A 21,418-nucleotide genomic window follows, 5' to 3' on the forward strand; every position below is an offset into this window, starting at 1 on the left:
ACAAGAAATGAAGGTAAAATCTCGCTTTCTAAGTGCCGTCGTTGCGGCCACAAGAGAGCAGGCGCCGGAGATGCCGTGGAAACGGGTTTCCAGCAGTTCGGTCAGGGTCGCACGCCGTCTGGCAACCCGACGCTGACCAAAAGCCCAGGGACCATGCTGCCGGTTCCCGGGGCCAAGACGCACATCGGAGGGGTGCTCCGGGCCGGTGTGTGACCTGTCGCTGAGATTTCCAGCGGCCAGGTTCTGGGGCGTGTGTGCGTAGGCAATTTCCGCCTGCGGTGTAGTGAGTTTGTCTGGGGGGTCAGTATGTTGACCAAAGGTATGCGAATTTTACTCGCGTCGCGGCGCCGGAACGGCGTACGCTCTGTGGTCTCCATCTCATTCAAGACAAAAAAGAAACCGGTCAGGCTGCCCTGTACGGAGGGCTTTACCTGTCTGAGCGGTTATTAGAGGGGACGGAATAACAATGACGATTCCACATTCCTTGGCCCGCGCGGCCAGAAATGCCGTCGAAACGTCGGCAATGCTGCGCGAACGCTCAAGGGCAGAACCAAGGCCAAAAGCGCAACTGCGGCGCTATGAGGTCAGTACCTTGTTGCCGAACGGAGATGTTTCGCAAACGCGCCACATCGCCCCGGCCCTGCCGATGTTCGAAGACGCCTTCTGCGCCTTTACGCGTGGATCGCTGGTTGAAACGGAAACTGGTCCACTGGCGATCGAAGATCTGTTGCCGGGCGATACTGTTCTGACTCAGGATGGTAGTTCGCAGACCGTGTTATGGAAGGGGTCGGTGACCCTGATCCCAGGCCGCGAGGATTCGCGGGGTCGCACACGACCACTGACTCGGATCATGGCCGATACGTTCGGAATGCAAAAGCCGTTGTCCGGTGTCATCGCGGGACCCGCTGCTCGCCTGTTGGGTGCACCTGCGCATCTGCGTCATTTGCACGGGGGTGGCGAAATCCTGACCCCGGTCCATGAGTTTCAGGATGGCATGAGCGTGATTGAAACGTTGCCGCCGACGCCGATTGAGTTGTTTCATATCTGCTTGAAACGCCATTCGGTCATCAAGGTCGACGGCCTGCAATTCGAATCTTACCACCCCGGCATCAACGCCGTGCGCCAGGTAAGCCGCTCGCTACGGTCGATCTATCTGAACCTGTTTGCACATGTCGAATCGCTGAACGACTTTGGCCCGCTGCTTCTACCGCGCGCCGGTGACGGAGAGATAGATGCGATCACGGCCTGATTCCTAACGATAACTGCAATGTGGGGGCATTATGCAGCTGATAATTAGTTGGATTCTTTCCTTGACGGTCGCAGCTTTTCTGCCGCCGTCAAAACCGCAAAACAAACGGATGATGTTTACGCCGTCCGGCTCATTCGTTCTTCGAGAACATCGAAGGGAACGCCTGGCTCGTCTTTTGCGCCGCGGATAACAAGCGACGTTTTGACACTGGCCACGTTTGGCGTGGTCAGCAATTCACCTGTCAGAAACTGTTGAAAACTGCTCAGATCAGGGGCGACGCATTTCAGAATAAAATCCACTTCGCCGTTCAACATGTGGCATTCGCGGACCAAGGGCCATTCGCGGCAGCGTTCCTCGAACGCATTGAGTTCGGATTCGGCCTGGCTTTCCAGCCCGACCATGGCAAAGACCTGAACCTCGAACCCCAGCTCGCGCGCATTCACGTCGGCATGATAGCCTCGGATAAACCCGGATTCCTCAAGCGTACGCACACGCCGCAGGCATGGCGGCGCGGAAATTCCCACACGTTTCGCCAGCTCGACATTGGTCATGCGACCGTCGGCCTGCAATTCTGCCAGAATCTTGCGGTCAATCTCATCCAGCCGTATCGCGACCATGAAATGCTCCTAGTTTTTCGGTTGTTATATCAGCACCCGATCAATGCGCAATTATCTTTCGTACATGCGCAATATTCCACATTTTCAATGTCCTTTAAATTGAGCACTCTTCGCCGAATGCATAGCGGGTAGGCGAAACGAAAGGGGTTTAAGCCCTGCGCGGCGGTCGCTATATCCAACCATCAGGGGCCACGCGCCCGCATCAGGCAGATCGAGTTGGGGGTACCATGGCCGAAACACGACATACAAAGGTTCTGATCATCGGATCGGGACCGGCCGGTTACACAGCCGGCGTCTATGCCAGCCGCGCAATGCTGGAGCCAATTTTGGTTCAGGGGATCGAACCCGGTGGCCAGTTGACCACGACGACGGATGTCGAAAACTACCCCGGATTCACCGAAGTTCAGGGCCCCGACCTGATGATCAAGATGCAGGACCACGCCAAGGCGATGGGATGTGAGGTCGTCGGCGATATCATCAGCGATCTGGATGTCAGCAAGCGCCCGTTCACCGCCAAGGGTGACAATGGCACGACATACACTGCCGATGCCGTCATTCTGGCCACCGGCGCGCGCGCCAAATGGTTGGGTCTGCCCTCGGAAGAGAAATTCAAAGGGTTCGGTGTTTCGGCCTGTGCCACATGCGACGGTTTCTTCTATCGCGGGCAGGAAATTGTGGTGATCGGCGGCGGCAACACCGCAGTCGAAGAGGCGTTGTTCCTGACGAATTTCGCCAGCAAGGTCACTCTGGTCCACCGCCGGGATGAGCTGCGGGCCGAGAAAATTCTGCAGGACCGCCTGCTCAAGAACGAAAAGATTGAACCGCTTTGGTTCCACGAATTGGAAGAAGTGATCGGCGCTGACGCCCCGCTGGGTGTCGAAGGCGTGCGTGTCAAAAACGTAAAAACCGGCGAGATCACCGAAATCCCCTGCAAAGGCGTTTTCGTTGCCATCGGTCACGCCCCGGCCAACGAACTGGTCAAGGATTCGCTGGAAACTCATATGGGTGGCTATGTCGTGACCAAGCCGGGCACGACCGAAACCTCGGTGCCGGGGATTTTCGCCGCCGGAGATCTGACCGACCACGTCTATCGGCAAGCTGTCACCAGCGCCGGTATGGGCTGCATGGCCGCGCTGGATGCCGAGCGCTTCCTGGCCGAGCAGGAGTAATCCGATGCTGGAGTTCTCCGGCCCGGTCTGGAGAATTCTGTATCTGTCACAAATGAACGCCCCTCTGGCCCCCGCGCGGGCGCCCGAGGGGCGTTTTCATTATTCGGGGCAGACGGCGCTGTATGCTTCGCTTAGCGAAGAAGGTGCTGGTGTCGCCATTCGACGGTATGTCTCGGCCAGCGACCCGCCGAGGGTCATGCAACAGGCGCAGATAACCGGCGCAAAGCTATTCGACGTGCGTGGACAGAGCGACGCGTCGATCGTCTGGCAAGACACTCACGAAAGGCAGGGTACTTCTCCGACGTGGCAATATTCCGACCGTGCCCGAGACGCGGGCGCTGACGGGTTGCTTTACAGCTCGCGCTCTCGCCCGGAACTCAGCCACATCGTCCTGTTCAATACCTCCCCTGCCCTCATCCGCATTGATGCGCCCGCACAGGCATGGACACCGCCCTATTCACAACGTTCGCTTGACCGCTAAGCTGCCACGTATCAGACTCGGACAACGGCGAGACGAATGCAGGTGACCTGATTGAAAAGTGTTCTTTGGCAAGGCAGCTGGGTGAGCCGGCTGAGGATCGGCAGCGGTCTGATTCTGTTCGTCTTTGCGTTCTTTCACTTCGTCAACATCGGGCTGGGCCTGTTCCACACCGACTACTTGCACGACATGCAGGATGCCCGACACGTTATCACCCGTCACGACATCGGCAGTGTGATCCTGTATGCCGCGCTGTTCATACACGCGGGGCTGGCCCTGTATTCTATCAGCCAGCGCCGCACATTGCGTATGCCGTTCAGCACCGGATTGCAGGTTGCTCTGGGGCTGTTAATCCCGCTGCAACTGATTTCGCACATCGTCCAGACGCGCTATGCCAACACGGTCTACGATGTGAACGACGAGATGGGGTACATCATCGTTCTGATGTGGCCCAGCTATGCGGTCTGGATGCAAAGCCTGTTGTTGCTGGTGGTTTGGGTGCATGGCTGTATCGGCCTTCATATGTGGCTTCGGCTGACGAGCTGGTGGTCCAAAACTGTTCCTTATCTGATTGGCGTGGCGGTATTCGTTCCGACATTTGCCCTTGCCGGGGTGTTGACGGAAGGGCGCCGGATCTGGGCCGACTTTGCGGACCCATTTTTACGTGAGCAGTATATCGAACACTACAACTGGCCTTCTCCCGAAGAGTTCCAGGAACTATTCAGTGTAAAAGACAACGCCCTGATGGCGTTCTGGATGGCTTTGGGCGCAACTTTGGCAGTGTTTGTGATCCGCAAACTTTGGCGCCGCAGGCATTCTGTGCGCGTGAAATATGTCGAAGGCCCAGAGGTCGTGGCTGAAAAAGGCATGACCCTGCTTGAGATATCGCAAGCCAACGGCATTCCACATACCGCCCTGTGTGGTGGCAAAGGCCGTTGCACCACTTGCCGCGTGATTGTCGAAGACGGTGCGGATCACTTGCCTGATCCCAGCGACATCGAGGCCCGCAGCCTTGCGGCCGTCAGCGCGCCGAAAGGGGCGCGTCTGGCTTGTCAAATCCGCCCAACCGAACCGATCACCGCCTTTCGCATGTTCCGTCCGGATGGCGCGCGGCACCGGGCACATGCAAGCCAAGGTCAGGAGCGGCAATTGGCGGTGCTGTTTCTGGACATGCGCGGCTTTACCTCGCGCACAGCCGGTCAGCTGCCCTATGACATTGTTTTCCTGCTGAACCGCTTTTTCGACGCCATCGTCCCGGCGATTACGGCCGAGGGCGGCGTGGTCGATAAATATATGGGGGATGGCCTTTTGGCTGTATTCGAAACGGCCGACGCCCAAAGCTCGGCCCGCGCAGGGATGAAGGCCGCCACGGATATCAGCCTTGCGCTGAAACGGTTCAACCAACAGTTGGAAACCGAAGGCAGCCCCCGGATTCGCATCGGCATGGGTCTACATCTGGGGGATTTAGTACTGGGCGAGATCGGCGCCGCCGGACATGCCGCACGGACGATCATCGGCGACACGGTCAATGTCGCCAGCCGATTGGAAGCCGAAACCAAAAAGCTGGGCTGCGAGCTTCTGGTCTCGGAAGAGCTGTTGCTGGCCGCAGGATATGATGGCGACATGCGGCAGGTTCAGTCCTTTGAACTGCGCGGCGTGACGCGTCCGATTCCCGCCCTACCCGTCCAATACGCTGCGGACCTGATCACTGGCGTCGCCGCATAGGAACACACGCTCTCAAACCGGGCGTATTGTTGCCCATCTCAGGGACCAGCTTCGCCAACTGCACCAGAAACAGGAATATCCTTCCATTCCGTGAAAAAACGGCGCATATCGTCCTTTGTTTAACCGAGGTATATGGACTTCAAGCAAAAGCCGGGGCAAACGCCCTTGAAACAACGGCAAAACAGCACTTCGACAAGAGTATTCCAATGACAATGTTAAGTAATCTGGCCCCGATTTCCGAACTGTATGTTTCGTACGAGTCGGCGCAGAAACTGAAGGTGGAAGCCGCCGATCTGACCAGCTGGGACCTGAGTCCACGTCAGATCTGCGACCTGGAATTGCTGATGAATGGCGGGTTCAACCCACTCAAAGGGTTCCTCAGCGAGGCGGACTACGACAATGTCGTCGAGAACATGCGACTGGCCGATGGCACCTTGTGGCCGATGCCGATCACATTGGACGTCAACGAAGAGTTTGCCGACCAGATCGAACTGGGTCAGGACATCGCCCTGCGTGATCAGGAAGGTGTCATTCTGGGAACCATGACCGTGACCGATCGCTGGACGCCTGACAAGGTGCGTGAGGCCGAAAAGGTCTTTGGTGCCGACGACGAAGCGCACCCGGCGGTCAACTACCTGCATAGCGTAGCCGGCAAGGTTTATCTGGGTGGCCCCGTGGTCGGCATCCAGCAGCCTGTGCACTATGATTTCCGCGCCCGCCGCGACACACCGAACGAACTGCGCGCCTATTTCCGCAAAGTTGGCTGGCGTCGTATCGTCGCGTTCCAGACCCGTAACCCGCTGCACCGCGCGCATCAGGAACTGACCTTCCGAGCCGCGAAGGAAGCGCAGGCCAACCTGCTGATCCATCCGGTTGTGGGCATGACCAAACCGGGCGATGTGGACCACTTCACCCGCGTTCGCTGCTATGAGGCGGTGCTAGACAAATATCCGGCCTCGACCACATCGATGTCGCTGCTGAACCTGGCCATGCGCATGGCTGGCCCGCGCGAGGCGGTCTGGCACGGGCTGATCCGCGCAAACCACGGCTGCACGCATTTCATCGTCGGACGTGACCACGCTGGTCCGGGCAAGAACAGCCAGGGTGAAGATTTCTATGGCCCCTACGATGCGCAGGACCTGTTCCGCCAGTATCAGGACGAAATCGGCGTCGAGATGGTTGATTTCAAACACATGGTCTACGTGCAGGAACGCGCGCAGTACGAGCCGAATGACGAAATCCACGACAAAGACAACGTCACCATCCTGAACATCTCTGGCACGGAACTGCGCCGCCGTCTGCGCGAAGGGCTGGAGATCCCCGAGTGGTTCTCGTTCCCCGAGGTTGTGCAGGAACTTCGCAACCGTTTCCCGCCGCGTTCGCAGCAGGGCTTCACCGTGTTCTTCACCGGCTTTTCCGGTTCGGGCAAGTCGACCATCGCCAACGCTCTTATGGTCAAACTGATGGAAATGGGCGACCGCCCCGTTACCTTGCTGGATGGCGATATCGTACGGAAAAACCTGTCATCCGAGCTGGGCTTTTCCAAAGAACACCGCGACCTGAACATCCGCCGCATCGGCTACGTGGCCAGCGAGATCACCAAGAACGGCGGCATCGCCATTTGCGCGCCCATCGCGCCTTACGCGACCACTCGCCGTGCCGTTCGGGAAGAGATCGAACAATTCGGTGCCTTCTGCGAAGTTCACGTGGCCACCAGTCTTGAGGAATGCGAACGCCGTGACCGTAAAGGTCTGTACAAACTGGCCCGCGAAGGCAAGATCAAGGAGTTCACTGGGATCTCGGACCCGTACAACGTGCCCGAGAACCCTGAATTGAGCGTTGAGACCGAAAATGTCGAGGTCGACAACTGCGCCCATCAGGTCTTGCTCAAACTGGAGAGCATGGGTCTGATTGCAGCATCGTAAGTCAGCCCTGACATCGACAAACAAAGCGGCCCTCGGTGGCCGCTTTTTAATGCCGGATTGACAAGCACGCACTGCCTTGCTGCAATTACAGAAACCGTTCAACGCGCAAAGTGCCCATGAACCGAAACCTGCCTGTAATCGCCAGTTTCTGGTTCGGCTCAGACCTCAGTTGGCTCGAGGCGCTGTGTATTCAATCCTATCTCGACAACGGCCACCGGTTTATTTTGTATGCCGCGCACGACATCGAAGGCATTCCCGACGGTGTCGAGATACATCCTGCGGGCGACATCCTCTGGCCAGCACCGTTTGAACTCCGCCCTGAGGACAGGCAAGGCGTTGCGGTGTTTTCCGACATCTTCCGGCTGCGGCTTATGCAAAAGACACAGTACATCTGGGTCGATCTGGATGCCTATTGTGTAAAGCCTTTCGCCTTTCCATCGCCATACATTCTTGGTTGCTCGCATTCGGGGAACTATCCCAACGGTGTGCTGCGCCTGCCCGAGAACTCTGAAACACTGGCCCTGATGTATGAATTTGTGACGTCGGCCAACCCGACCCAGCCATGGAGGGGCGGCAGGTTGTATCGCCGTAATCGCCGACGCATCCGAGACGGCGAAACCTGGGGCATCGAAACCCTCCCCTGGGGGAGTTCAGGACCTAAAGCGTTAGAGTTCTTTCTGCGTCAAACCGGCGAAGAGAGCCACGTCATGCAAGCCGATGTGTTTTATCCATTGGCCACCGAGGACTTGCGGAAACTGCACGACCCGCGCATTCCGACGACCGAAATCGAACGCGACACGGTTCACTCGGTCCACGTTTATGGGCACCAGAAAAAGCTGTTGGCTGGCAAGACAGCCGGACTGCCCGTAACGGGATCCTATTTGCATCGGCTCTGCGAGCGGCATGGGATCAATCCGTCAGCAAACCCGATCCTGCCCGTGGGATGGTTGGCGCCCCGGACAAGGGACCGCTAGGCTGCGTTTATCTGGTCTCGCAATGTGCGCACCGCCCGGCCTTCAAAGTCGCCGTATTCGGCCGCCTTTTCTTGAACGGCCTTCAGGTGCGGCAGCCGCTGGTCATAGTCGTCTGCGGATAAACCATTGATTGCCTGTCGAATATCGGCCTCGGACTCGCACAGGATCATGCCAGCGGTATCCATGAAGTCACCGATGTTCGGGCAACCCCAATAGATTGGAATCGTCGAACAAAGGATCGCGTCTGTCAGCTTTTCCGAGAAATAGTTCTTCTCACGAACATTCTCGATCACCACCGAATAACGATACGGGGCGAGCCCGTCGGACTTGCGATCAAATGGCGTATAGCCGCGACCCATGATATCCACGTCAGCGCCCGTCTCACGCACCCAGTCAATGATGGAATGGCGCAATTGGTGGCCTTCCAGATCGCGTTTGGCAGAGGCAATCAGCGAACAGGATTTGGTCTTTTCAACGCTCAATCCTCGCCAATCCGGAATCATCGTAACGCCGTAGGGCAAGAACACCGCGTTCGGGATATTCTGCAATAATACATCGTGGAAAGTCATCACCCGAAAGAACCGCCGCCAAGTATAGCGTAGCATCCGATCATGCTTAGCGTGGATGGCGGATGGCTCACCCATCATCAGTGAAATCTGCGCACGGGTTCCTCGACGCAGGCGCAGATGCACGGTCGAATTGGGATACATGATCAGGTGATCGGTGCGTTCGAGATCGCCAACTGTTTTTCCTGTCAGCCGATCCGGGCACCCCTCTGGCCAGATCAGCTCGGACAAAGGAACCGAGGACAGTTTTGGCCCAAGGCGGTGCCCATAGGGCAGGATGGCGATCGCGGGTTCGGTCATTGCAGTTGCTCGGGCAAGTCGACCTGACCGCGCATCAGGACATAGCCGCGTCCCGCGACCTTGATGCCTGTCATTGCATCCGTCGGCCCGACGCGCGTGACGGTCGCCTGACCTGGGCGACCCATGTCGTGGCCTTGTTCGGCCACAAACGTATCTCTGGGCATCAGTCCATATCTCCAAAGATAGGCCGCCATTGCCCCCGTGGCGGATCCGGTGAACGGGTCTTCTGGCGGGCTGGGCGGCAGCATCAATAGGCGCGAGAACGTGTCACCGGCCTCGGTCGCACCTTTTAGCGTAACAAGGAAGGGCTCGGCCATGTCCGACCCGGAATACCCTCCGGCTTTGATCACTTTGCGTAAAGGTTCTTCGTCCAACCTCGCGGCGCGCAATGCATCGTGATCGCGCAGAACGGTGATACAGAATGGCAATCCAGTGGAAACCATCTGCGGCGGCGAGATTATCGCGCTTTCAGGCAGGCCGATAGACGCGGCAACCAGATCGGCAGGAACTATGGTGCCGAACTGCGGCGCGACCTGCGTCATTTCGATCTCATCGCCGTTGAGTTGGATCGACACGATCCCCGCCCCGGTCTCCAGCGTCAGCGCGTCGCCCTGAACCAGCCTGCGTGACTGCATAGCCGCGACAGTTGCGATTGTCGGGTGTCCGGCAAAGGGAATTTCGCGACTGGCAAGAAAGTAACGCACACGGATATCGGCGACGTCCGAGGGTCCGGTGAAGGTGCATTCAACTAACGAGGTCTCGCGCACATAGGCGGTACAGACATCTTCGGACAGGACGGCTCCGCCATGGACTACGGCACAGCCATTGCCGCCAAAGGCACGGTCACTAAATGCATCCACCCAGTCAAAATCAAACCAGCTCATTCATCTTGCCTCCGCCATGCGAACCTTTGTTGGTTCGCATATCTCACCCGCTGGGCGGCAGATGTCACGGGAAAATCGACAGAGGCGCGGCCGTTTCAGTGAACGGCCACTGGTGAGAAGTCGTGTTCGCGCGCCAGGACAAAGGCCAGCTTGCGATCAGCGACCAGCGCCAGTTGCTGGCCATCGGAGTCGTGCACAGCGTAGAGCTGGTCCAGATCACCGGCCTGTTCGCGTACTTCACGAGGCAGATCAGCCACGTCGACAGCTTTTACGTATACGATCCGGTCGCCTTCGGCGTTGATTTCAATCTGTGTATTCATTGCTCTTACCCCTTTCGTATATTGATTGTCTGAACCACGGTTTCCGGCACGGCGCGGGTCAGGTCCACATGCAGCAGACCGTTTTCCATGATCGCCTCGCCCACCTCGACCCCGTCTGCCAACACGAACATGCGCTGGAATTGACGCGCCGCGATGCCGCGATGCAGAAAGATGCGCCCCTCGCTGTCGTCGCGTTGACGGCCCCGGATCACCAACTGGCGATCCTCGATCGTAATCGACAGGTCCTCTTCCGCAAAACCGGCCACAGCCAGCGTAATGCGATAGGAAAAATCCGAGGTCTGTTCGATGTTATAGGGCGGGTACCCTTCGTTGCCAGCCTTTGCAGACCGTTCCAGAAGGCGTTCCAACTGCTCGAACCCCAAAAGATGCGGGTATGAGCCAAGAGTAAGTTTTGACACGTATTATCGTCCTTTATTGCCAAAGCGACGTGTGGTGCGGCCCCGTTCTGGCAACCGCGTATGATAGAATATGGGAATATGCAGGGATGTCCACAAGGTCTGGCCGGATAAACCCTGACACACTATCTTGTGTGGAAAGCACCACAATAAACACTGAGTCGCCCATGAACGCGCCCACTGACATTTCGATGAAAACAGATGAAGTTCTGCGGGTCGAGCTTGAGGTCTTTCGACGTCAGCACCGCGATCTGGACGAGGCAATCGAGGCGTTACAGGCCAAAGGCACATCCGATCAATTGACGATAAAACGGCTGAAAAAGCAGAAACTGCGCCTGAAAGACATCATTCGCCTGATCGAAGACCGCCTGACCCCGGATATCATCGCCTGAAACCCCTGTACCGCATTGCCAGACAGGCCGATTTGGCTATAGTGCGCGCTCTTTCAGAAGACAGGGGCGCAAGCGGATGGGCGATGTGAAAGTGGGGATCATCATGGGCAGCCAGTCGGACTGGCCCACGATGAAAGAAGCCGCAGATATTCTGGATGAGCTGGGCATTGCGTATGAAAAACGCATCGTCTCGGCACACCGCACCCCAGATCGTCTGTGGGAGTACGGCAAGACCGCCGTCCAACGCGGCTTGCATGTGATTATAGCGGGCGCAGGTGGCGCTGCGCATTTACCGGGTATGATGGCGTCCAAGACGCGCGTCCCGGTGATCGGTGTTCCTGTTCAGACGCGTGCCCTGTCCGGCGTCGATTCCTTGTATTCAATCGTTCAGATGCCCAAAGGCTTCCCTGTGGCGACTATGGCAATCGGGTCCGCTGGCGGCGCAAATGCCGGTCTGATGGCAGCGGGTATCCTGGCCCTGCAGGACGCAGCGCTGGCCAATCGGCTGGATTCCTGGCGTGAGGCTTTGTCGGCCTCAATCCCCGAGGAGCCGCAGGGATGAGCCGGATCGGCTTCATCGGAACCGGACATATTGCAGCGCCCATCGCCCGTTTTCTGGCGGCCAAGGGGCACGAGATCACCGTGACCGAGCGCAATGCCAATGTGTCTGCCGAATTGAAAGCCGAACTGGGCGTAATCGTTGCCGCCCCGCAAGCGGTCATCGACGAATCCGATATTGTCTTTTTATGCCTGCGCCCGCAGATCGCCCCCGAGGTACTAAAGACGCTGCACTTTCGCCCGGATCAACAGATCATATCAGTGATGGCGGCTGTATCGGCGGATCAGTTGACCGCCCTGTGCTCGCCCGCGACTGATTTCGTGCAAACAATTCCGTTGGGTTTTCTTCAACAAGGCGGGTGCCCGCTTGCGGCCTTTGGCAACGATGTGCTGCTGGCCAAGCTGTTCGAACCCGAAAACCCGGTCGTGAAAGTCGCGGACGAGGCCGCGCTGAATGCGCATTTTGCGATCTGCGCCATGGTTCCCGGTATTCTGGACGTAATGGCGACGGGCGCGGAGTGGTTGGCTGAACAAACCGGCGACGAAAACGCTTCGGAGTTTTACACAACGCAGCTGTTGTCCGGTTTCCTGAGTACGATGCAGACAGGTAACGCAGGCCGGCTGGCCGAGGAGCGGGATGCGCTGGCAACGGATGGAACGCTCAGCCTTCAGATGACGCAGGCATTGCATGCGGGCAAAGCACATGATGCGCTGCGCTCTGCCCTGGAGGCGATTGGGAAAAGGTTGGAGACAGACTGATGACAAACATGCTCGCTCCGGGTGCGCGAATTGGGATTCTGGGCGGTGGTCAGTTGGGCCGGATGCTGTCGGTGGCAGCCTCCCGGCTGGGCTTTGCGACCCATATCTTCGAGCCCGGCGCCAACCCACCCGCTGGGCAGGTGGCTGATCGGGTGACCACTGCGGCTTACGACGATGAGCACGCGCTGAAGGCGTTTGCCGAGTCCGTTGATGTTATCACCTATGAATTCGAAAACATCCCGACCGAGGCGCTGGATCTGCTCGAAGCCCACCGCCCGATCCGTCCGGGACGTGAAGCATTGCGTGTCAGTCAGGACCGGCTGACCGAAAAGAACTTTCTCGCCGGTCTGGGCCTCAAAACCGCTCCGTTTGCGGACATTTCGGATCTGGACAGCCTGAAGGCGGCGATTGATCAGATCGGCACGCCCGCAATCCTGAAGACGCGCCGCTTTGGATATGACGGCAAAGGACAGGCCCGGTTGCGCAGCCCTGAAGATGCCGAGGCTGCACTGGCCGATATGGCAGGCGCGCCAGCAATTCTCGAAGGGTTCGTAACTTTCAGCCATGAGGTGTCGGTTATCGCGGCCCGCGGACTGGATGGTCAGGTGGCCTGTTTCGACCCCGGCGAGAACGTGCATCGCGATGGCATCCTGCACACGTCGACTGTCCCGGCCCGCCTTGCCCCGGCGCAGCGAACCGATGCCGTGCTGCTGGCTGCCAATATCCTGAACGCACTGGACTATGTCGGCGTGATGGGGGTTGAGCTGTTCGTGACACCGCAGGGCCTGATCGTGAACGAGATTGCGCCACGGGTGCACAACTCAGGCCACTGGACGCAGAACGGCTGCGCGGTGGATCAGTTCGAGCAGCACATCCGCGCGGTGGCTGGATGGCCGCTGGGTGATGGGCAACGTCATTCCGACGTCGTGATGGAGAACCTGATTGGCGACGATATGGACCGTGTGCCGGACCTGGCACGGGAACGCGACGTCGCCCTGCACCTTTATGGTAAGGCCGAGGTCAAAGCAGGTCGCAAGATGGGGCACTTCAATCGCATCTCGCGGTGACTTAGCCCACGAACCGCGCCGCAATATCGCCGGACATGAAGCTGACCCGCCCGCCTGCCAGCGTGGCGGCTACGCGCTTTGTTTCAGTGTCCAAAATCACAATGTCCCCACGCTTTCCGGGGGACAAATCACCCCTATCCTGCAGCCCAAGTACCCGCGCCGGACCGGACGACACCAGCGCCCACGCGCCAGCCAGATCCAACAGACCCGATTTGGCCAGCATCAACGCTGCTCGTCGTGGACTGGGATAGTGATAATCAGATGCCAGCGCATCGCACAGTCCCATTGTGATCAGGTCGAGAGCACTGACATTACCCTTGTGCGATCCGCCGCGCACAACGTTGGGTGACCCCAGAATGATGTGATCCCCGGCGGCACGTGCGGCCTCGGCCGCGGCAAGCGTCTCGGGAAACTCGGCAATCATAGCACCGCGGGCGCGCCAATCGGCGCGGGTTTGGGCGGTTGCATCATCATGGCTGCCCATGCGGACACCCTGTTCCGCCAATGACGTACATAGCGCGTCCAGTGCAGCCGGGACCTCATCCCGGCGGGCATGCATGGACAGCAGCATTTCAAAGTGCACTTCCGGATTGCGTCCGGCCTTGAGCGCCTGCCCGGTCAGACGCGGCGGCTTGCGCCCCTCTGCCAACCGATCATGCGGAAGATGATCATTGAACACTACATAAGGCACCTGCCAAGCAGTGATGCGTTCAGGCAAGCTAGGGTAGTCCTCCAACATATGGGTTTCGAAGCGCAGTTGAGGCATCAGGTCAGTCACCACACGATCTTTGACCGATGCGATGGCGTTGAAAACCTGACCAGCGAACTCAGGACCGCGCACGCCACCCTCCCAGCTGAGGAACTGGGCCAGAACCGCTGTTGTGATCCCGTTGGCGGCCAGTTCAGCCTCGACCGACAGAATGCCTTCGTCCATCTGCTTCATCGCCCCCCGTCGCGGGGCGATGTGGCGTTCGAATCCGTCGCCATGCAGATCAATGATACCGGGTAGGACCAGATAACCTGAAAGGTCTACCTCGCGCCCGGCACGTTCGGTCTGCACGATACCTTCGGCCAAAGATAAGTCAGCGCGCGTCAGGCCTTGGTCCGGCAGCAGAACCTCTGCGCCGGTCAGCGTCAGGGTGAGTGAGGTCATTGAGAAGGCTCCGAAGCAGGTTCCGAGCAATCCTGCCCGATGCAAATTTCGTCGATGATATCCATCACGCCATCCAGCCAGGTGATCTGCGGATCGAACTGACCAAATTCGATGAAATGCAGCGCCTGCGCCATCACGCGTGGGTTGTTCATCATGAAAGTGTGGGTCACGGGCAAGACGATGTGGTCGGCCATCCCCTCGACCTTGGTGGTATCCACTGAAACCTTGCCGTCATCCGTGCCTTCGATCATCGAGGAAAACACCGGGTTCAGCGAATTCTCTCCCGCAATCACACCCAGCTCGAAGTCGACCGGCGGCAGTTGTCTTGGAATACCTTCGGGGCCTGTGCCCAGCGCCAGACCGGCGGGGCCGTGCAGCATGCCAAACACCTCATACGCGCCAAGCTCATCTACCAGCTGGCTACCCTGATTGGGCGGCCCGAGCATGACAACGCGGCCCAGATTGTCAGGATGATTGTCCTGCATCCAATAGCGCAACAGGATACCACCCATCGAATGCGCAACCACGTTCACGGTGTCATCACCACATTCAGCAAAGGCACCCGGCAGGGTCTGCGCCGCCAGTTCCGGAATGGGCAAATCAGTTGACGGATAGCCCGGTCGCACAACGGTATAATCATGCGCTTTGAACAATTGCTCCATGACGGTAAAGGATGCCTCGGTCCGAGCCAGCCCGTGTAGTAGCACCACGCATTTCGCGTTCACCACGGCCGGGACAAAGAACAGAAAGAGGGCAAGCAAATAGCGCATATCCGCCAGATAAGGGCAAAAGGCGCACGAATAAACCCCTAGCGGGGCGTCGTACGCAGAACAGCTAGCGCAATCCCGCCCAGTACCAAAGCGGCCCCGAGGAACAGGCGCAGGCTGGCGGCTTCGCCAAGCAGGATGATCCCTGCTACAATTGCGATGATCGGAACGCTGAGTTGTACGACTGCAGCAGTTGTGGGCGTCAACTGCCGCAGAACGCGATACCAAAGCGCATAGCCCATTCCCGACGTGACGCCACCCGACAGCGCAGCTAGAAAATACCCGCTGGCGGTCATTTGCCAGGCCCCACCGGTCGCCACCAAAGCCAGCGATGTCACGGGCAGTGCGACGACGAAATTGGCGGCTGTTCCGGACAATGCGTCCGGCTCGGACTTGCCAACAAGCGAATAGATTCCCCAGCCTACGCCAGCAGCAATCATTAGCGCGGCTCCCGTCAGGTTGACCCGAATCTCACCGGACGGCCACAGTACATAAGCCAGTCCCAACAACGCGATCGCCGCGCCCGCGATCTGGCGACCGGTCGGCATAACACCTGTGACCGACACCACCGTGAACATCGTGATCTGCACCACAGCAAACAGGATCAGCGCACCCAGCCCGGCATCCAGGGTCAGATAAGCGAGTGAGAACCCGATCATGTACAGGGACAAGGATCCTGCGCCCGAAATTCTGCGGCGGTTAAATAGGGGCAGATGCCCACCTCTCAGAAAAACCAGCCCGGCCAGAACCACAGCCCCAGCCAGAACGCGCACAACGGCGAAAGCCGTGGGATCACTGGCACCGCTGTCTATCGCAAGACGGTTCAGGATTGAGTTCGCCGCAAAGGCGCACATCGTCAGTGAGGTGAGGAGGAGCAGTCTCATATCAGTCGCATAGCGGTTTCACTGTCACCTGAACACTCACATTCCTGCGCGAGACATGAAACACAAAAAACGGGGCCGCCCGAAGGCGACCCCGCTTGATTATGTTTGGGCTTTCCCTTTCGGCAGCTTGGCCTGACAGCCAAGCGCCTGTCGGGATCGTCAGAATTCGCCAAAGCGAATTCGACGTTCTTACATCATGCCGCCCATGCCGCCCATGTCGGGCATGCCGCCTGCAGGTGCCGCGCCTTCTTTGGCGGGGCGGTCTGCAACCATCGCTTCGGTGGTGACCAGCAGGCCGGCAACCGATGCCGCATCTTCCAGAGCGGTACGGACAACTTTGGCCGGGTCGATCACACCGAACGAGAACATGTCGCCATATTCTTCGGTCTGCGCGTTGAAGCCGAATGCTGCGTCAGCGGATTCACGGACTTTGCCCGCAACAACCGCACCGTCAACACCTGCGTTCTCGGCGATCTGGCGCAGCGGCGATTCGATGGCCTTGCGCACGATGTTGATGCCTGCGTTCTGGTCAGGGTTTGCGCCCTCCAGAGCGTCAAGTGCTTTGCCGGCCTGAACCAGAGCAACACCACCGCCGACAACAACGCCTTCTTGTACAGCAGCGCGCGTTGCGTTCAGAGCATCGTCCACACGGTCCTTACGCTCTTTCACTTCAACTTCGGTCATGCCGCCGACGCGGATAACAGCAACACCGCCCGCCAGTTTGGCAACGCGCTCTTGCAGCTTCTCACGGTCGTAGTCCGACGAGGTTTCTTCGATCTGAGTGCGGATCTGAGCAACACGTGCTTCGATCTCGGCTTTCTCGCCAGCACCGTCGACGATGGTGGTTTCGTCTTTGGTGATTTCGATTTTCTTGGCGGTGCCCAGCATGTCCATGGTGACGGACTCGAGCTTCATGCCCAGATCTTCGCTGATAACCTGACCGCCGGTCAGGATTGCGATGTCCTGCAGCATCGCTTTGCGGCGATCGCCGAAGCCCGGTGCTTTGACAGCAGCAATTTTCAGGCCGCCGCGCAGTTTGTTGACAACCAAGGTCGCCAGCGCTTCGCCTTCAACATCTTCCGCGATGATTAGCAGCGGCTTTTGCGACTGGATCACCTGCTCGAGCAGCGGAACCATCGGCTGCAGCGAGGACAGTTTCTTTTCGTGCAGCAGGATCATGCAGTCGTCGAGCTCTGCGATCATCTTGTCTGCGTTGGTGACGAAGTAAGGCGACAGGTAGCCACGGTCGAACTGCATACCTTCGACAACGTCGGTCTCGGTTTCCAGACCTTTGTTTTCTTCGACGGTGATAACGCCTTCGTTGCCAACTTTCTGCATCGCGTCTGCGATCTGCTGGCCGATTTCGGCTTCGCCGTTGGCCGAGATGGTGCCAACCTGAGCAACTTCCGCCGAGTCTTTGACTTCGCGCGAGGCGTCTTTGATGCCTTCAACAACCTTGGCAGTTGCCAGGTCGATGCCGCGCTTCAGGTCCATCGGGTTCAGGCCAGCTGCAACCTGCTTCAGACCTTCGCGAACGATGGCTTGAGCCAGAACGGTTGCGGTGGTGGTGCCGTCGCCGGCTTCGTCATTGGTGCGGCTGGCGACTTCTTTCACCATCTGCGCGCCCATGTTTTCGAACTTGTCTTCCAGTTCGATTTCCTTGGCAACCGAAACACCGTCTTTGGTGATGCGCGGTGCGCCGAAGGATTTGTCCAGAACCACGTTGCGGCCTTTGGGGCCCAGGGTCACTTTAACAGCATCGGCCAGGATGTTCACACCTGCCAGCATGCGGTTACGGGCATCGGTGTCGAACTTGACGTCCTTTGCAGCCATGTCGTTTCTCCTTGAGAAAATGTATTGGAATGAAGATCAGAGAAGCGCTCGGGCTTACTCGATGATCCCCATGATGTCGCTTTCTTTCATCATCAGCAGCTCTTCGCCGTTGACCTGAACTTCGGTGCCCGACCATTTGCCGAACAGGATCTTGTCGCCAGCTTTAACAGCCATTGCGATCAGTTCGCCGCTGTCCTTGCGTGCGCCTTCGCCGGTTGCGACGACTTCGCCTTCGCTGGGCTTTTCTTTAGCGCTGTCGGGAATGATCAGGCCGCCTGCGGTTTTCTCTTCGCTTTCGGTACGGCGAACCAGCACGCGGTCATGAAGCGGTTTCAATGCCATCTTTGCAGCTCCTTGGGCTCAAAGTTTATTATCCTCCCCTCGCCGGCTGGCGAGGCGTTAGCACTCAAAGGTAGAGAGTGATAACGACGCATAGCTAGGGGCTCGAATTCCCCGAGTCAACAAGCTGTGATGGAATTTTTTGGCGATAGGCCTCAGTCAGCCTGTTCCCAGCTATAGGCCCAGTGTTTCAGACCTTCGCGCCCCGCTTCGGTCAGATTGTAAACGCCCTTTTCAACCTTCTCGAACCAACCATAGTGATTGTCCCGCATCAGACGCGTGGCCCCGGGTACACCAGTTGCCTCGGCAACCTCTGCCCCTTTAGTTGCTCCGCATTTAGTTAGGTGCGCTGCACATTTCAACGCGTCCTGACGATAGGCCGTCACAATCCCGTGCCGGGTGGCTCCTCCGGCATTGGGATCGCCCTGCAGCCGGTCGAATTCGCGCAGCAGCCGCTCGGCCTTTGCCTTGGCCTTACGCGGAGCATAGGGCCCGGGGTCACATTGCACTTCGACCGTACCATCAGCCCGCACGGTGATCAGCCCAAGACCAAGCCTGCGGCACAGCGCCAGGTTATCCTTCAGCGCCCGCCGCGCGGTTCGGCCTTTTGGCTTACACACACCGATATAGACCTGGTCGGTCACCTTGAGCCGCGTGATGGCCTGATGGAACAGCGCCAATGAGAACCGCAGCTTTAGCTCAACAATCACCGGTTCACCGCCATCGCGAACAGCAACGATATCAGCTGCGCCGACTTCACCTTTTACGGTGTATCCCTGACGCTCTAGCAGCGCCTTGATCGGAGGGTATAAGTCCTGCTCGCGGTTCATCCTGCCATGCTAGGCAAATTTGCCGCGAACGCCAGACATCACGTGTGTCCGGGTTGAACACAAGGCTGGGCCAAGGCAATGTTCTGACAACGTTTATGGTTCTGGGATGATCTTGATGCGCCTGATTGCACTGCTGATTTGTCTTTTGCTGCCCGTTTCGGTTCAGGCCGCGTGCGAAGGGCGCGACCTGAGGCCGGATCTAACGGCCGAGGAACGGACTGAACTGCAAAAGGCGGTGACGGGCATCCCGTTTCCCGAAGGCAATCACTGGATTGCCACCAAGGGCGACACTGTTTTGCACTTGATCGGGACGCTGCATACCAATGATCCGCGCATGGATGCGGTGGTGGAAGGCCTGATGCCTACACTGAAACAGGCTGATGCGTTTTACTTTGAGGTCACTCAGGACGAGATGGACGCGTTCGAAAAGGATCTGGCTGAAGATATGAGCCCTGTGATGATAACTTCGGGCCCGACTCTGATCGATCTGATGTCCGAGGATGACTGGGCCGCCCTGTCCAGCGGACTGTCCGAGCGCGGGATCCCCGGATGGATGGCTGCCAAAATGCGTCCCTGGTTCCTGAGTATGATGCTGGGCATCCCGCCTTGCATGATGCAGGACCCCGATGCGAACCATGGGATGGACGCGCGCCTGAACGATTTGGCAATCGAACTTAGTATCCCTCAATATTCGCTTGAACAGGTCGCCGATTTGATGGCCATGTTCGACAGCCACCCCATCGAAGATCAGGTCCAGTCCCTTGTGCGGATGGCCGGTGCGTTAGGCGGCAGCGAAGATCAGCTGGCCACGATGGTCAACGCCTATCTGGAAGAAAAGCACGTCGAAATCATCCAGCTTGCCCGCCTGCAGGGGCTGGAAGAGTCGGGTCTGTCTCCGGACGTTTTCGACGAGGAATGGAACAGCTTCGAGCAGCAACTGCTGGTCGAGCGCAACAACAACTGGATGCAGCACATTCTGGGCATTCAGGATCAGACAGCCGTCATCGCGGTTGGGGCCGGGCATCTGGGGGACACCCACGGGTTGCTAAACCAATTGCAGCAGGCGGGGTATTCTTTGACGCGCGCTTCTTTCTAATCTTCCAACCAAAGTCAGACCAACCGTCGCAGCGTATTTACTGCTGGGTGACAACCCCGGCGGACCGCCCTATAAGGCGCGCGAAATGATCATCCTCAGGACGCTGACATGACAACGCTCGTATTTGGCCACAAATCCCCCGACACCGACTCCACAGGTTCGCCGATCCTATGGTCCTGGTACCTGAACGAAATCAAAGGCGAACAGGCCGAGCCCGTTTTGCTGGGTGAACCCAACACCGAAGCGGCGTTCCTGCTACAGCGCTGGGACCTGCCCAAACCGCGCATCATCGAAGACGTCGACGCCGATGCGCCGGTTGTCATCGTGGACACCAACAACCCGGCCGAACTGCCTGCCAGCATCAACAGCGCTGACATCCGTGCCATCATCGACCACCACAAGCTGGTCGGCGGCCTGGAAACCAAAGGTCCGATCGACATCACCGTGCGCCCTCTGGCCTGCACGGCGACCATCATGATGGACCTGATCGGGGATGACGCCGCCAAGATGCCCGAGGCCATCAAGGGCGCAGCACTGACCTGCATCCTGTCAGACACGCTGGAGTTCCGCTCGCCCACCACAACCGCGCATGACCGCGCCGTGGCCGAGAAACTGGCCGCTGATCTTGGTCTGGACATCTCGGCCTATGCCGCCGACATGTTCGCGGCCAAGTCGGATGTATCCTCGTTCTCGGACGCCGAACTGATCCGCATGGACAGCAAAGAGTACGAGGTCGACGGCACCAAATTCCGCGTCTCGGTTCTGGAAACCACCGCGCCGGGCGTTGTGCTGGACCGCAAGGCCAGCCTGGCGGACTCGATGGTCGACGTAGCCAAGGAAGACGGCGTCGATCAGGTCCTGCTGTTCGTGGTCGACATCCTGAACGAAGAAGCCACCCTGCTGGTGCCAAACGATCTGGTCAAAGGCGTCGCCGAAAAGAGCTTTGGCGCAAGCGTAAACGGCGACGCCGTGGTCCTGCCCGGCATCATGAGCCGCAAAAAGCAGATCATTCCGAACCTCAAAGTCTGACTTTTCAAACGTCCCAAACGAAAGGCGCCCAACACGGGCGCCTTTTTTCTTTGCGACGAGTGTTTTGCGAGACCGCCAACCATTGCTA

The 21,418-nt window shown here is 58.4% G+C and carries 24 protein-coding genes; 13 read left to right on the top strand and 11 right to left on the bottom strand.

From position 1 onward, the window contains the following. Positions 1-75 precede the first annotated feature (75 nt). Positions 76-213 carry a hypothetical protein gene (locus MHN28_RS06980; RefSeq protein WP_239337414.1) on the top strand — a complete coding sequence of 46 codons (138 nt, stop codon included), beginning with the start codon at positions 76-78 and terminating at the stop codon, positions 211-213. Between the two features lie 253 nt (positions 214-466). After that, a complete protein-coding gene (locus MHN28_RS06985) occupies positions 467-1,249 on the top strand; it encodes a Hint domain-containing protein (protein WP_239337416.1) in 783 nt (260 codons plus the stop codon). A gap of 116 nt (positions 1,250-1,365) precedes the next feature. On the opposite strand, the gene MHN28_RS06990 is transcribed toward MHN28_RS06985, so the two are convergent. Beyond that, positions 1,366-1,866 (bottom strand): Lrp/AsnC family transcriptional regulator, encoded by a 501-nt coding sequence (locus MHN28_RS06990; RefSeq protein ID WP_239337419.1) that lies wholly within the window; start codon positions 1,864-1,866, stop codon positions 1,366-1,368. Positions 1,867-2,093: 227 nt separating this feature from the next. Here MHN28_RS06990 and trxB point away from each other — a divergent pair, with 227 nt between their 5' ends. The 5 genes from trxB to MHN28_RS07015 all read left to right on the top strand — a co-directional run bounded on the left by trxB (position 2,094) and on the right by MHN28_RS07015 (position 8,137). Then, a complete protein-coding gene (trxB, locus tag MHN28_RS06995; protein WP_239337422.1) occupies positions 2,094-3,035 on the top strand; it encodes a thioredoxin-disulfide reductase in 942 nt (313 codons plus the stop codon). A 4-nt stretch (positions 3,036-3,039) separates the two neighbouring features. Continuing rightward, positions 3,040-3,516 carry an RES family NAD+ phosphorylase gene (locus tag MHN28_RS07000; RefSeq protein WP_239337424.1) on the top strand — a complete coding sequence of 159 codons (477 nt, stop codon included), beginning with the start codon at positions 3,040-3,042 and terminating at the stop codon, positions 3,514-3,516. A 51-nt stretch (positions 3,517-3,567) separates the two neighbouring features. Next, positions 3,568-5,238 carry an adenylate/guanylate cyclase domain-containing protein gene (locus MHN28_RS07005; protein ID WP_239337427.1) on the top strand — a complete coding sequence of 557 codons (1,671 nt, stop codon included), beginning with the start codon at positions 3,568-3,570 and terminating at the stop codon, positions 5,236-5,238. 206 nt (positions 5,239-5,444) lie between these two features. Continuing rightward, positions 5,445-7,163 carry a bifunctional sulfate adenylyltransferase/adenylylsulfate kinase gene (locus MHN28_RS07010; RefSeq protein ID WP_239337430.1) on the top strand — a complete coding sequence of 573 codons (1,719 nt, stop codon included), beginning with the start codon at positions 5,445-5,447 and terminating at the stop codon, positions 7,161-7,163. A gap of 116 nt (positions 7,164-7,279) precedes the next feature. Then, positions 7,280-8,137, top strand: a complete 858-nt coding sequence (locus MHN28_RS07015) for a hypothetical protein (RefSeq protein ID WP_239337432.1) — start codon at positions 7,280-7,282, stop codon at positions 8,135-8,137. Here the strand turns inward: MHN28_RS07015 and MHN28_RS07020 are convergent. The 4 genes from MHN28_RS07020 to MHN28_RS07035 all read right to left on the bottom strand — a co-directional run bounded on the left by MHN28_RS07020 (position 8,134) and on the right by MHN28_RS07035 (position 10,626). Next, the gene (locus MHN28_RS07020; protein ID WP_239337435.1) at positions 8,134-9,003 is read right to left on the bottom strand and encodes a hypothetical protein; all 870 of its coding nucleotides are present in this window, start codon (positions 9,001-9,003) and stop codon (positions 8,134-8,136) included. The genes MHN28_RS07015 and MHN28_RS07020 overlap by 4 nt on opposite strands. After that, positions 9,000-9,887: a PhzF family phenazine biosynthesis protein gene (locus MHN28_RS07025; protein ID WP_239337438.1), complete on the bottom strand. Its 888-nt coding sequence runs from the start codon at positions 9,885-9,887 to the stop codon at positions 9,000-9,002. Before MHN28_RS07025 ends, MHN28_RS07020 begins: the two co-directional genes overlap by 4 nt. 95 nt (positions 9,888-9,982) lie before the next feature. Next, positions 9,983-10,207 carry a DUF1150 family protein gene (locus tag MHN28_RS07030; RefSeq protein ID WP_239337440.1) on the bottom strand — a complete coding sequence of 75 codons (225 nt, stop codon included), beginning with the start codon at positions 10,205-10,207 and terminating at the stop codon, positions 9,983-9,985. 5 nt (positions 10,208-10,212) lie between these two features. Then, complete coding sequence (locus tag MHN28_RS07035; RefSeq protein ID WP_058275530.1) at positions 10,213-10,626, bottom strand: Hsp20 family protein; 414 nt, start codon at positions 10,624-10,626, stop codon at positions 10,213-10,215. A 164-nt stretch (positions 10,627-10,790) separates the two neighbouring features. Between MHN28_RS07035 and MHN28_RS07040 the strand changes: the two genes are divergently transcribed. From MHN28_RS07040 to MHN28_RS07055, 4 genes are all read left to right on the top strand, one after another. Next, positions 10,791-11,015, top strand: coding sequence for a YdcH family protein (locus tag MHN28_RS07040; protein ID WP_170478426.1), 225 nt, complete (start codon positions 10,791-10,793; stop codon positions 11,013-11,015). Positions 11,016-11,091: 76 nt separating this feature from the next. Then, the gene (purE, locus tag MHN28_RS07045) at positions 11,092-11,577 is read left to right on the top strand and encodes a 5-(carboxyamino)imidazole ribonucleotide mutase (RefSeq protein ID WP_239337443.1); all 486 of its coding nucleotides are present in this window, start codon (positions 11,092-11,094) and stop codon (positions 11,575-11,577) included. Further along, positions 11,574-12,332 carry an NAD(P)-binding domain-containing protein gene (locus MHN28_RS07050; protein ID WP_239337444.1) on the top strand — a complete coding sequence of 253 codons (759 nt, stop codon included), beginning with the start codon at positions 11,574-11,576 and terminating at the stop codon, positions 12,330-12,332. Before purE ends, MHN28_RS07050 begins: the two co-directional genes overlap by 4 nt. Next, the gene (locus MHN28_RS07055) at positions 12,332-13,399 is read left to right on the top strand and encodes a 5-(carboxyamino)imidazole ribonucleotide synthase (RefSeq protein ID WP_239337445.1); all 1,068 of its coding nucleotides are present in this window, start codon (positions 12,332-12,334) and stop codon (positions 13,397-13,399) included. Before MHN28_RS07050 ends, MHN28_RS07055 begins: the two co-directional genes overlap by 1 nt. A gap of 1 nt (position 13,400) precedes the next feature. Here MHN28_RS07055 and MHN28_RS07060 read toward each other — a convergent pair whose 3' ends face one another. From MHN28_RS07060 to MHN28_RS07085, 6 genes are all read right to left on the bottom strand, one after another. Further along, entirely contained in the window at positions 13,401-14,552 is a 1,152-nt protein-coding gene (locus tag MHN28_RS07060; RefSeq protein ID WP_239337446.1) for an alpha-D-ribose 1-methylphosphonate 5-triphosphate diphosphatase, read from the bottom strand. Continuing rightward, positions 14,549-15,322 carry an alpha/beta fold hydrolase gene (locus MHN28_RS07065; protein WP_239337447.1) on the bottom strand — a complete coding sequence of 258 codons (774 nt, stop codon included), beginning with the start codon at positions 15,320-15,322 and terminating at the stop codon, positions 14,549-14,551. The genes MHN28_RS07060 and MHN28_RS07065 overlap by 4 nt, the downstream gene beginning before the upstream one ends. A 38-nt stretch (positions 15,323-15,360) precedes the next feature. After that, complete coding sequence (locus MHN28_RS07070; protein ID WP_239337448.1) at positions 15,361-16,203, bottom strand: DMT family transporter; 843 nt, start codon at positions 16,201-16,203, stop codon at positions 15,361-15,363. A 189-nt stretch (positions 16,204-16,392) separates the two neighbouring features. Further along, positions 16,393-18,036, bottom strand: a complete 1,644-nt coding sequence (groL, locus tag MHN28_RS07075) for a chaperonin GroEL (RefSeq protein WP_239337449.1) — start codon at positions 18,034-18,036, stop codon at positions 16,393-16,395. A gap of 54 nt (positions 18,037-18,090) precedes the next feature. Continuing rightward, on the bottom strand, positions 18,091-18,378 hold the full coding sequence (groES, locus tag MHN28_RS07080) for a co-chaperone GroES (protein ID WP_039523824.1): 288 nt from the start codon (positions 18,376-18,378) through the stop codon (positions 18,091-18,093). Positions 18,379-18,530: 152 nt separating this feature from the next. Further along, the gene (locus tag MHN28_RS07085; RefSeq protein ID WP_239337450.1) at positions 18,531-19,205 is read right to left on the bottom strand and encodes a DUF2161 domain-containing phosphodiesterase; all 675 of its coding nucleotides are present in this window, start codon (positions 19,203-19,205) and stop codon (positions 18,531-18,533) included. Between the two features lie 115 nt (positions 19,206-19,320). On the opposite strand from MHN28_RS07085, the gene MHN28_RS07090 reads away from it, so the two are divergent. Beyond that, a complete protein-coding gene (locus MHN28_RS07090) occupies positions 19,321-20,301 on the top strand; it encodes a TraB/GumN family protein (protein ID WP_239337451.1) in 981 nt (326 codons plus the stop codon). A 108-nt stretch (positions 20,302-20,409) separates the two neighbouring features. Further along, a complete protein-coding gene (locus tag MHN28_RS07095) occupies positions 20,410-21,330 on the top strand; it encodes a manganese-dependent inorganic pyrophosphatase (RefSeq protein WP_239337453.1) in 921 nt (306 codons plus the stop codon). The last annotated feature ends 88 nt before the right edge of the window (positions 21,331-21,418 follow it).

The sequence above is a fragment of the Ruegeria sp. Ofav3-42 genome, assembly GCF_022347725.1.
GTDB lineage: Bacteria > Pseudomonadota > Alphaproteobacteria > Rhodobacterales > Rhodobacteraceae > Ruegeria.